This is a genomic window from Paraglaciecola arctica, from assembly GCF_018861065.1.
In the GTDB taxonomy this organism is placed as follows: domain Bacteria; phylum Pseudomonadota; class Gammaproteobacteria; order Enterobacterales; family Alteromonadaceae; genus Paraglaciecola; species Paraglaciecola arctica_B.
The window spans coordinates 25,131-37,232 of the sequence record NZ_JAHKQO010000044.1 but is presented as its reverse complement, the minus strand read 5'-3'; the positions used below and the strand labels follow the sequence as shown (position 1 = coordinate 37,232).

The window sequence follows — 12,102 nt, the reverse complement described above, 5'->3', positions numbered from 1 at the left end:
TTTATTTTCTGCTAACTCTATACCTTATTTAAACACTACAATTTAGCCGACAACATAACGTGGACCTTAAATTCGATAAAATCCTCCACTATTATTCAATGCATATTAATCTTGTCGCTTATTCGTCTTGTTTATAAGTGCATTTTCTTTATCAAGCAAAGCATAGTCGTCGAGATACCACTTAACGTCGACGACTTGCTTATTGCAACTTCTACTTACAAATGCTGCGTGAGAGCTGCTTAAATTTGTAGATAGAATACACTTCATACTATTTTACTGTGTTGATTACACTTTATTGTAAGTGGACTACCCCCCAACTTGCTGGCTTTGCGCCGAAAATGTACGCAGTGGTTAATTTTGACCTCTGTCCAAATTAAAGTTTATGTCACTAATTGGCTCCCCAATTGAATTAACTTAACATTAAAGAAAACAAATTGATTGAAGAGATGAATAATGAAATATCAACAAAACCTTGTATATAGTATTTTCCTCGCACTACTCATCTTTTTATTAGCAAGCACTGAAGCATCAGATAAAGACTTGCAACTACAGGTTCATGTTCACTATCAGCAAGATTCAGATTCATGGGAAGCTAACTACGAGTTACCGATTGCTGTAGATCACATTGCTTTTAGTAGACTCGGCAACTTTGACCGAAGCATGCTTTACAAAATAGATGAGTCAAGATTTAAGTGGGATAAAAAAGGCGATATACAATTAATTCGCAGTATAGATGGCAAAAAGTTTACCTCTGTGAATATTCATTTTTCTTCTTACTATGACTTCATCCCCAAAGATTACACACACAACATTAAATACTCGGATGGCAGTGTGTTGTTGTATACCAATTATTTAGCCTTAGGTGCTAACGTCATTGAAGATAAGTCTATCAGTCCGATTGGCGTATCATTTAAAGGTACAAAATTTCATTTCTATGGCCCGAATCAAAATATCGTATTTTTAGGGAAAAGTGCCAAAAATAGAGCTTTTTGGAACCTCGAAGGCGAAGGCACTTATATATATTTCGGCAATATTCAACCCATTGAAAACGACAATATGATCGCTGTTGTTGATCCTGCTTTACCTAAGTGGGCGTGGAATCAGACTCAGCAATACTTCCCCAAGCTATTCGACTACTACCAATCAAAAACTGGGCATTCTTTAAGTTTTAAACCGGTTGTTTTTTTTAATTATGACCAAGTCGATGGTGACTATTCAAACTATAGTGGCGGCACATTGGATGGACTTGTTCAACTCACTATTAGTGGAAAACGTTGGAACTTGGAGAACCAAGACAAATTTAATAGCTTATTTCACTTTTTGGCTCATGAAGCTGCACATTTTTGGAACGGTCAAATGTTCTCAATTGAAGATCAAAACCACGCTTGGATGCATGAAGGCGGTGCCGATACCTTTGCCAATTTTGCAATGATGGAGTTTGGGCTAATAAACGATGAACAAATGCTTTTGAAGTTTGAAGATGCTGCCAATAATTGTTTCTTAAAAAAGGGCAATGAGTCGTTACAACAATCAGCTCAGTTTCGGCGTTATCGCAATTATTATGATTGTGGTGCGGCAATGGGCTTGGCGACTCATGTTGCGGTTAAAGCAAAAGATTCCAGTAAAACTGTTTTTGATGTGTGGAAACATGTGTTTGATGCAAATAGTAAGGATAGAACTTATAACCAAGAGGATTATTTTGACGCGTTAAATCGTCTAGCCGGCTCCGAAAAACTGTCTTTAGCATTTGAGAATTTTAGCACCATTAGTGATTTAGACAATCAAATGGAAATTGCTTCATGGTTTAAACAAACAGAAATATCCCCTGAATATTCTGAAGATTACCCTAACTCTGTCCTCAAACATTGGGGAAAACAAGTTATTCATAATCTGATGAAATCCCATTGTAAAAGCGTTAGTTTCAGTAGCAATGATGACTATATAAAAACTTATCCTATAGAAGGCTGCAGTTCATTTGAACAGACTATGGAAGTACAATTTGTAGATGGATTAGAGATTCTTCATGACGGACTTAACGCTTATGATTCGTTCAAAGCCAAGTGTGAAAATGCTGCAAGGGTAACACTTCAAGATAGCAACAAGGTTGTTGTTGCTAAATTGAAATGCTTAGAAAAAGTGCAAAACGCTAAGCCATACTTGAAGTTCCACCCCCAATTTGAGTGAATTCAACTGGGGGTTTCGCTACGCCATAAATGTGCAGTTGACTCCCGGCAATCTATCGACACCCAACACCGCTTTTAGTTATTCGCGAACCACTTGAGTTTCAATTTATGATAAACACCGTTTTGCTTTAAGGTTTGTAACGCTTCACGTATTTGCGCAATAATTTTTGCATCCATATTTTTATTTGCGGCAATGCCAAGTTCGGTGCGTTTGGTAATATAGACCTGCTTAAATTGATTCGCGTCAATCCCGTAAGATTTAACGGCATTAAAAAAGCCTACGTCATTGTTGTAATTAAGGTCAACCCGATTTATCGCTAGCATCCTAATACATTGTTCTTGATGCTCGACTATGTAAACATCTTCAGAAGGCTCTGATGAAATATTTAAGGTACTTACAGATACGTCACCGCGGGGGAGTGCTATTGAATATTGATGCACGTCATCAAGGCTATCTATTTTAATGTCGGTTCTATCTTTGCGGGAAAAGACCCCTTCATTCACCATATAAATAGTATCAACCCAAGTGTAGAGTTTGTCTCGCTCTGGAGTTTTCGCCATAGCAAACAATAAACTATTGCTTTGTTGAGAAACAAACTCTAACGCACGCACCCATGGCACCGCTATGATATTCGCATCGATATCGGTTAAATCTAATGCTTCCTTAAACAACTCTACCGAAAACCCAGTGTGCCCGTTTTTGTTATCTATCACCTGAAAAGGTGGATACTCTGCAATATACACGTCTAACGACGCACCATACGAAGAAGGAATAACCCCCACTAAAAAACACAAAAAAATACGTATCAAATCTTTATCTACTCTACTTTACTCGTACCATGCCTTAAAAAGGTAAGATGAGCTCTACCTAGTTATCGCATCATTATCGCTTAGATCAAATTACTGACAATGTTACCTGAGTCAAACCGATATACCTATTGATAAAGAAACAAAACCTCAGGGGAACTCATAGCATGGAAGCGTTCCCAAGCTGCGCAAAAATAATAAGAAAACGTGACAATCTTAAGCGTTATAGAAGGCAGTAATAATGGGTTATTTCTAGATTCTAGGCACTCATCGGCGGTTGTGAGTATATTTACTCAATTGAATTGAAACGTTAACGCCCATCGTATTGGCCTCGATTCCCGGCACCTGTATTCTGTTAGCAGAGAATCTTTAGTATGGACGGTGTAATACCGTCTACAAGGCCAGGAATTCAAGATTTATGTTATTCGACCTATTTAGATGTTTATTTATTGGTGGCCATTGAACGACGAAATAGCAATAAACTACTACCAAAAAACAACCCGCCTAACCCTGTCATTGTGAGTAATTGTGGCCAGATGATATTAAAATCTGCGCCTCTAAAAGCGACGGCTTGTGAAAATGATACAAAGTGCCGAGAAGGTAGCAGCCAAGTGACAGGCTGGATGAGATCGGGTTGACTCTCAATCGGTGACATTCCGCCAGATAGCATTATCAAAGGAACAATCACCATCATCACTAACAAGCCGAACTGTGCCATAGTGCTAGCAATAGTGCCTAAGAAAATACCGATAGCAGAAGCCGCAAAAAGATACTGTGTAGTGCCAAACAAAAATAAGCTAACAGACCCAGCAAATGGTATGTCTAAGGCCCACTTAACTATCACTAATAAAGCAAAGGTAAATGCACATAGAATAATCAAACCATTGGCCCAAACCTTAGCCATTACAATTTGAAATGAAGTCAGAGGCATCACCATTAAATGCTCTATGGTGCCGTGTTCACGTTCTCGCAACAAAGCCGAACCTGTCAATATGATGGTAATCATGGATATTTGGTTAATCAAAGCATTGATGGCACCAAACCACATGCCAATTCCATTGGAGTTAAAGGCTAAACGCTGAACTAATTCTACGGTACTTTCTGACTGTTCACTCGAGCGATTAATAAACTGATTCACCTCTTTTGTGACGATGCTTTGAATATAACTATTACCCAAACTGGCTTGGGAAACTGCTGTAGCATCTATATTAATTTGTACACTAGGTTGTCGGCCTTCGCGAATATCCCGCTCAAAATCTGGGGGAATTTCAATCACAAACATAAACTGGTCGTGGTCCATAAGGAGGTCAACTTGATCAGATGAGATCAGTACTGGTTTCTTGAAATATGGTGGGTATATGGCATTGGCTATCGCCCTTGATAGAGCTGACTGATCTTCATCTACTATGGCAACTGAGGCATTATTAACAAACTCACTGGTAGCCGTCGCTTGAGTATAAATAGCTAAGGTAAACGAGTAGATGATCAGGATCACCATCACTTTGTCACTTAACACACTACGTAACTCTTTAGTGCCCAACCAGAAAATGTTTGACCAAATCTTCAACATTTACTTTTCCTGCTTCTTTAAGAACAAGGTAGCAATGGCCACCAATATTGGTCCAGTTATAGCCAGTACAATTAAATCAGATCTCAATTCAGTAAAGCCCAACCCTTTAGTGAAGGCCGCCACACTAAGATGCAAATAATAAGTGGCGGGCCAAATAGTCCCTAAAAAGTGAGCCCCTCCTTCTAATGTCGACGTAGGATGGATAAATCCGGCAAAGGTGATGGACGGAATGATGGTTAATATAGTAGTCGCAAACACCGCTGCCACTTGGGTTTTAGTAATTGAAGACACTAACAAACCAAAACCGGTAGCGGCAAATACATAAAGAAACGCCCCTAACGTTAATCCTAACAAACTTCCTTTAATAGGCACTTGCAACACAAACACCACTAACAAGGTTAATGTCACAAAGTTAGCCATACCAATACCAATGTACGGCAACTGCTTACCCACTAAAAATTCCAGTCTTCGAGTTGGGGCAACATAGAAATTGGTAATGGTGCCGATTTCCTTTTCTCTAGCAATGCTGACCGCCATTAATATCGCAGGGAAAAGCAGTAATAATAACGCCGGTGTTTTCGGGCCAAAAGAATAAATCGACTCAAAAGACGGGTTATAAACAAACCTTGGTTGCAAAGAAACCGGTAATAGCGCACTGACGTCAATCCCCGCTTCAGTAGCAAGCTGGGTCAAGTATTTAGCATGGTTACCTAACACGTAACCTTCGACAATTCCTGAGCGCATGGTATTTGCACCATCAATCCATGCTGACACACTAGGGCCATGGCCATTTTTTAAGTCCCGTCCAAATCCCGCTGGGATTTCAATGGCCAATGAAATTTCATTGGACTTTAGACGTCGCTCCATTTCTGTTTGGCTAACAATTTCTGGTTGTTCAAGAAAATATCGAGAACCCGAGAAATGACTTAAATATTGACGGCTTTCTGGCGTTTTGTCGTTATCAAAAGCAGCATAACGAAGATCTTCAACGTCAAGAGAAATTCCATATGCCACCACCAGTAGTAAAATTGCACTACCTAAGAAAGCAAATGCGATACGCACAGGATCACGCATCACCTCTATAATTTCCAAATAACTATATGCCAGTAGACGAGTTAAACTAAAACCGTAGCTTTTATTGGTATTTGTCGAAGCAATGTTACCTAAGGTTTCTGGGCTGGGAGGGACCATAGCAGGAGTAGCGTCTTTGGAGGTGTCATTAGCTGCCTTAGGTTTATCAGGTTGTTCACTGGCAACTTCAAGATAATGAATAAATGCAACTTCTAAGGTATCGGCCTGTTTACTATCGATAATTTTTTGAGGAGTATCGCAGGCTAAAACTTGTCCGGCATGCATCAGTGAAATACGATCGCATCGCATCGCCTCATTCATAAAATGAGTCGAGATAAATATAGTCACTTTGTCTTTGCGGGATAATTCAATTAGCAGCTCCCAAAATCCATCACGAGCAACCGGGTCAACACCTGATGTAGGTTCATCAAGAATTAATATTTCGGGTTCATGAATAACAGCCACAGCTAAAGACAAACGTTGCCGCATACCTAAAGGCAAAGCGTCGGCATTTTCATCTAGATAAGCTTTTAGGCCAAAGCGTTGAATCAAACTAGCGATTCGTTGCGATGACTGTTCAGGACTTAAGTGAAATAAACGAGCATGTAAATCGAGGTTTTGCTTAACGCTCAGTTCGCCATAAAGTGAAAAGGCTTGGGTCATAAACCCCACCCTTTTACGGGTTTCTAAGTCACTGGCATCTAAGGGTTTACCAAATAACATAGCTTCACCTTCAGATAAGGGTAAAAGCCCTGTAAGCATTTTCATGGTAGTTGTTTTACCGCAACCATTAGATCCTAAAAATCCAAAAATTTCTCCTGCTTGGATTTCAAAACTCACATTATCAACGGCAACAAACTCACCAAAACGTCGAGTGATACCTTTAGCCACGATGGCAGGAGGTTCGTTACTTATTTCTAGTGGCGGAATAACAAGGGCTGAACGATTCTTTCCGATATTATCTGGTAATAATTTAACAAAGGCGCTTTCTAAATTTTCGGTATGGGTTTGGTTTTTTAACTGTTGCGGACTTCCTACATCTAAAACCTTTCCGGCATCCATTGCGACCAGCCAATCAAAACCTTCGGCTTCATCCATGTACGCGGTAGACACAATCACGCTCAAATTGTCTCGCTGCTCACGAATCGATTGGATCAATTCCCAAAATTGGCGCCGAGACAAAGGGTCAACACCTGTGGTTGGCTCATCTAAAATAAGTAAATCGGGATCATGAATTAACGAACAACATAAACCCAACTTTTGCTTCATCCCCCCAGATAACTTACCTGCTGGACGTGACAAAAAAGGATACAGCCCGGTGGCCTTGGTTAGCTCAGTAATACGCTTTTTACGTTCTGCAGCTCCTTGGCCAAATAATTTTGCAAAAAAATCGAGATTTTCTGCAACACTCAATTCAGCATACAAATTTTTTCCTAAGCCCTGTGGCATATAGGAAATGCGCGGCCCGACTTGATTACGATGACCAACCAAAGCCATGTCACCGCCCAAGACATTAAGGCTGCCAGATTGAATTACTCGCGCTCCTGAAATCAATCCAAGCAAAGTTGACTTGCCTACACCATCAGGCCCAAGTAAACCCACCATCTGACCTCTAGGTATCTCAAGGCTAATTGAATCTAAGGCACACACCTGTTTGTATCGGTGCGAAAGCTTAGTAATACTAACAATTGGAGTTGAATCAGCCATTTGCTGTTTATAGCTCTATAGTGTTTCAGTGGTTTTAGAGAGCGATTCTTGTGGCAACTTTTCTAAAAAAGAGGGCCATGGTGGAATAGTTTCATTAGGCAAAGGGGTAAGCTGAATGTATGCAACTCCTCGGACACCGGTTTTGACCATTTCAATATGATCGCGTACCAATGCTTGTGGAATACGGACTTTAACGCGAAACATGAGTTTTTCACGTTCACTAGCGGTTTCAACTGTTTTTGGAGTAAATTGCGACTCCGGTGAAACAAAACTCACAGTGGCTGGAATAACAATATCAACAGCATCTAATTTGATACGAGCTGGGGCGCCTATAGAGATACGCTGTACTTGGGTAGCAGGTAAAAACACCTCCATATATATATCATTCAAATTTAATAATGTGAGCACCTTACCGCCACTACCAATCACTTCGCCAGGCTCTGCTAAACGGTATAAAATGCGCCCCTTGCTAGGTGAAAACAAAGTGGCGTCGTCAATTTGGGTTTGTACTTCGGTAACATTGGCTTTAGAAGCATCAACAGAACGTTGTTTTGACACTAAAGTAGCTTGCGCAGCAGCAACGTTAGCTTTGGCTACAGTCAATTGACTGACTTTAGTATCGTAGTCTTCTTTGCTACTTAACTGTTTCTTAACTAATTCTTGGGATCTAGCAAGCTCTTGCTCAGCTAATAATTGTTGGGCTTTGGTTTGTGCGATAGTCGCTTGCGCTGAAGCAACTAAACTTTGTGCAATAGCCACGTCGGCTTGGGCACGCAACAATTGAGCACGTAATTGATTAGTTTCAATTGTTGCCACAACTTGCCCCGCATCAACTAAATCCCCTTCTTGAACAACGATAGATTCGACGCGCCCAGAAATTTTAGTGGATATGTCGGTTTGCACAGCCTCAATGCGCCCATTACCACAAGCGATTCCTTCAGGCACTGCTGGAATCTGCATTATTTGCCACAACTGCCAAATCACTAGTATTGTAATAATGGCAACTATGGCCCCCAAAGATTTCTTTAAGCCACTTGCCATGATAGATATTCCCCATACTTTTACGCTTAACATTATGCAGTATTTAAATCTGACTAGATTTGATGCAAGTCAAGTAACAGATAGTTTAGTCTCCGTGACCAGACCCAATTTGATGCTGTTGCGGCCCCTTTGAACGAGTCATGTTTTACAAAACATCTGACGTAACTATTGTCAAAACTGAGATAAAAAATCTATCTCGGTGCTTTAAAACGTCGTTTTGTTAAACCAATCAATTTAGCAATACCAAGTGTGAGAAACATAGGCACACCTATTAATATTAACTCTTTGAGAAAAGGTAAAATGTATATCAAGAATGAAGGAATATTAGGTTGTTCGCCTTCAGGTGCACCATGGCTATAACCTTGTTGATTAATTTGCGCCGCCCAATCGGTAAGTTCGAGAGTGACTAACAATAGACCAATTAAAACCGATACAATTAATACTAGGCTGGTGCGAGTTTTCCAGTTCTGCTGCAGGTGTTTCATTCCTTGATCTCCTTAACAAACATGCGTTTGCTAAGTTTGACTATCCAACCAAAATTTAGCGCTAAATGCACACCTAACATAGGCATAATAATGGTGGCAGAGTCGTGGTGAATCTTTGACCAAAAGTCTTGGATATTTAAGCTAAGATTTAAAGCCGGTAGCAAGGCGACTGACACCAAAAAGCCACTAACAAATACCAAAAGCATCATTAGATAAATTAAGTAATCCCAAACAATATTAAATCGTTCGCGGCCACTAATATTTGAAACCAATCGATTGAAACTGCGCTGTATCCAGTCCCAATGCAGCAATAAATGAATGGAAAAAGGAATAATAAAAAACAAACTAAACCACTCATGAAGCGGCACACCCGTAGCTTGCGGGGCGCTAACTAGCATAAAGCTCACTAATAATACGATATCCATTACGTATCGGAATTTTTGTAAGCTCTGTTTCCAATCGGACATCTTTGTATTGACCCTTTATTTTTTAAACAAGCTAGAAGCCACAGTGTTAGAAGCTTGCCTTGAATAGCAATTAGCTCGCTGCAACATTGAGTTTTAGAGTGATTCACTTTTAATTTGAATAGTGTTCGAGGAGCTATTTAACGTTACTAGCCATCAAAAACACAAGAGAGTTTACTAAACATTTACTTTGTCATGAAATCTTCGATAGGCGAATTTAGGTAATCAACGGCTAAACGTAAATTCACGGCTTCGCCGCCAAAGAATTACACCACTGTCGCAGTAGAGATCTCGCAGTAAAACCATATTTTCTTTTCTTCAGTGGCTTACAATATTGATTTATCTACACCCAGTTTATTCAGAGCGTGAGTTATAAACTTAGCTTGGTTAAAAATTATCTAAGCTAACTTAAATTACGAGCTTTCAGCTCCAACTCTAAAGCTTGCTTTCGTTTAGATTTATCTAACAATTTGTATATAAGAAACAAAGGAATGAGGGTAAACAGGCCTATTGTATTTTTCCAAATACTAAAAATGATTATCCCAAACATAACCCCTATGAACAGAGCGTGAGTTTTGCCTGAGGTTTTAATACTGTCCACTTCATTTAATAGTTGTTGATCGGTTAATTCGGATGGTTGTTTCACATTCATTTAACTCGCCCTGCTCTTTAATTTGATCAACCGAGTATCGAAAGATAACAAGCAAATACGCAGAATAAAAGTATTAACCAAACTTGCATCAAACATGTGGTCGCAACAACTGACAGATTACACTCATAAATATCTATATTAGATACAATTAAAAGAAGGAATATCCCTCCAATATAAAAACCTTACATTAAAAAATAGGAAAATCAAAAGCAAACCGCTAATAAACACCTAAAATTGATTGAAAATCGACAAAAAAGCCATAAAACCTAAATGTTGATAAATTGTAAAAACAATGTTTAAATTTATACCTGTTCCACATAAAGATACATTTAGGGTGATATTATGAGTTTAAGATCTGTTCTATTTAAAGGGTGTATATGTTTATTTGTAATTAACTCTGTAATGGCTGCTGTAGTAATTGAAGAAGTAGCCACTGTTGATTCGAGCAATCAAGCCGGTTGGTGGGTTCCTTTAGCTTTGCATGACGATGAAGCCTACTTTTCGTTTAACTCTTCAGGCTCAATCAACAGCAAACATAAAGTCAAAGTGGCCAAACGATCCTCGACAGGGACTTGGGTATCTGGATTCTTAAAAAATGCCGATGGTAGCGTTTGGGAGCACAGCGATGACAATGGCCATGACCAACCAACCATTGCGGTAGATGGTGACGGAGATATTCACGTTTTTGCTGACCATCACAATAACAACTGGCGGTATTTTCGTTCTTCAAGCCCAAAAGATGTGAGCAATTTGCTGAAGCGCTCAGATATTGTCAATAACTCTGGCATATACACTTACCCCATAGCCGCAACAGCACCTAATGGTGATATATATTTGATTGTTAGGGACACCAATGGCTCGGATATTGGTAAGGGGCAACTATTTCACTGGAACGACAATACCAATATCTGGAGTCACATAAGTACATTCGCGAGTCAAACTAATACCCGTGTTTATCCTGATGATGTGGTTATTGATAGTAACGGTGATGTGCACATTATATGGGAATGGGCTTATGGCCATCCTCGGGCAGATAGACACTACGGGAGTTATTTAAAATATGAACCAGATACAGGATTGTTTAAAACGGCTAACGGAAGCACTGTGTCTGCGCCAGTAAACTTGTCTACCTCGAATCTATTTTACCAAGGATTAGAGAGCGGCGAATCTTTCTCGTCAGTTGATGTGGGCAAGGGTATTCAATCAGCGAAGTTGGCGCTTGGTAGTACTGGTCGCCCCAGCGTGGTATATCGTTTCCGTACTGATGATTCTAGTAGTGGTGGTCGGGATTATGAGGTGTTTCGAATTCGCTGGAACGGCAACAATTGGGTGGATAAAACCAACATATACAATGCGCAAGATACTATTGCAGCCCTAGGTCATACTATTGTTGGCGATCGCGTAAGAGCTTATTTTGTGAGTAACGACAAGCAGTTACATGTATCCCAAAAAATTGCTGGCGGCGATTGGAATACCTACACTTTGTCCGGCGACAAAGCGATTGAACGAGTGAATGTTAAAGTGAAGAACAGTGACGAGGACGTTGTCTATGCTTCAGCTCCTACTTCTGTGAGTTCTAGCTCTGGTAAGTTGTATGGGTTATTTGTGGAGGATGATCTGACCGATATCCCCGCCCCAGTTATTCCTACAGTTTATGAAGCTGAAGATTTATATTTTAGCAACACTGCCACTGTGAGTGTAATTTCCGATGTAAGTGCCAGTGAAGGCGAATATATTATGTTGCAGGATAACGGGGTGAATGATTGGGTGGAATTTACCCTACCCAATATTGACGTTGGTACTTATACCGTTAAGTACAGTTATAAGACTCATAGCATTAGAGGCATAGCGCAAACTCGATATGAAGGAACGGATTTCGGTTCGGAGGTTGACCAGTATAGTGCCGCTGTAAATTGGCCATTAACAACATTAGGGACAATTAACGTGAATACCGCTGGTGATAAATTATTGAGGTTCACTGTAACAGGTCAAAACCCAAGTAGTTCAGGATTTAAAATAGCTATCGATAAAATTGTGCTTGAATAGAAACACTTTTTCGAACTCGTAAAACAACATAGCAGCGATAACAATGACCTAAAGTAAACATCACTTAGGTCATTGT

At 39.9% G+C, this 12,102-nt stretch carries 9 protein-coding genes; 2 read left to right on the top strand and 7 right to left on the bottom strand.

The window, feature by feature from the left end:
- Nucleotides 1-453 precede the first annotated feature (453 nt).
- Nucleotides 454-2,184 (top strand): hypothetical protein, encoded by a 1,731-nt coding sequence (locus tag KO534_RS18980; protein ID WP_215932157.1) that lies wholly within the window; start codon nt 454-456, stop codon nt 2,182-2,184.
- Between the two features lie 74 nt (nt 2,185-2,258).
- Here the strand turns inward: KO534_RS18980 and KO534_RS18975 are convergent, their stop codons facing one another.
- The 7 genes from KO534_RS18975 to KO534_RS18945 form a co-directional block, all read right to left on the bottom strand.
- Nucleotides 2,259-2,993 (bottom strand): substrate-binding periplasmic protein, encoded by a 735-nt coding sequence (locus KO534_RS18975; RefSeq protein ID WP_215932155.1) that lies wholly within the window; start codon nt 2,991-2,993, stop codon nt 2,259-2,261.
- Nucleotides 2,994-3,432: 439 nt separating this feature from the next.
- Nucleotides 3,433-4,560 carry an ABC transporter permease gene (locus tag KO534_RS18970; RefSeq protein ID WP_252732277.1) on the bottom strand — a complete coding sequence of 376 codons (1,128 nt, stop codon included), beginning with the start codon at nt 4,558-4,560 and terminating at the stop codon, nt 3,433-3,435.
- Nucleotides 4,561-7,338 (bottom strand): ribosome-associated ATPase/putative transporter RbbA, encoded by a 2,778-nt coding sequence (rbbA, locus tag KO534_RS18965; RefSeq protein WP_215932152.1) that lies wholly within the window; start codon nt 7,336-7,338, stop codon nt 4,561-4,563.
- A gap of 15 nt (nt 7,339-7,353) precedes the next feature.
- The gene (locus KO534_RS18960) at nt 7,354-8,379 is read right to left on the bottom strand and encodes an HlyD family secretion protein (RefSeq protein WP_215932149.1); all 1,026 of its coding nucleotides are present in this window, start codon (nt 8,377-8,379) and stop codon (nt 7,354-7,356) included.
- Between the two features lie 191 nt (nt 8,380-8,570).
- Entirely contained in the window at nt 8,571-8,864 is a 294-nt protein-coding gene (locus tag KO534_RS18955; protein ID WP_215932146.1) for a hypothetical protein, read from the bottom strand.
- Nucleotides 8,861-9,331, bottom strand: a complete 471-nt coding sequence (locus KO534_RS18950) for a DUF4405 domain-containing protein (protein WP_215932144.1) — start codon at nt 9,329-9,331, stop codon at nt 8,861-8,863. Before KO534_RS18950 ends, KO534_RS18955 begins: the two co-directional genes overlap by 4 nt.
- 400 nt (nt 9,332-9,731) lie before the next feature.
- Nucleotides 9,732-9,980: a hypothetical protein gene (locus tag KO534_RS18945; protein WP_215932141.1), complete on the bottom strand. Its 249-nt coding sequence runs from the start codon at nt 9,978-9,980 to the stop codon at nt 9,732-9,734.
- 342 nt (nt 9,981-10,322) lie between these two features.
- On the opposite strand from KO534_RS18945, the gene KO534_RS18940 reads away from it, so the two are divergent.
- Nucleotides 10,323-12,026, top strand: a complete 1,704-nt coding sequence (locus KO534_RS18940) for a BNR-4 repeat-containing protein (protein ID WP_215932139.1) — start codon at nt 10,323-10,325, stop codon at nt 12,024-12,026.
- Nucleotides 12,027-12,102 lie beyond the last annotated feature (76 nt).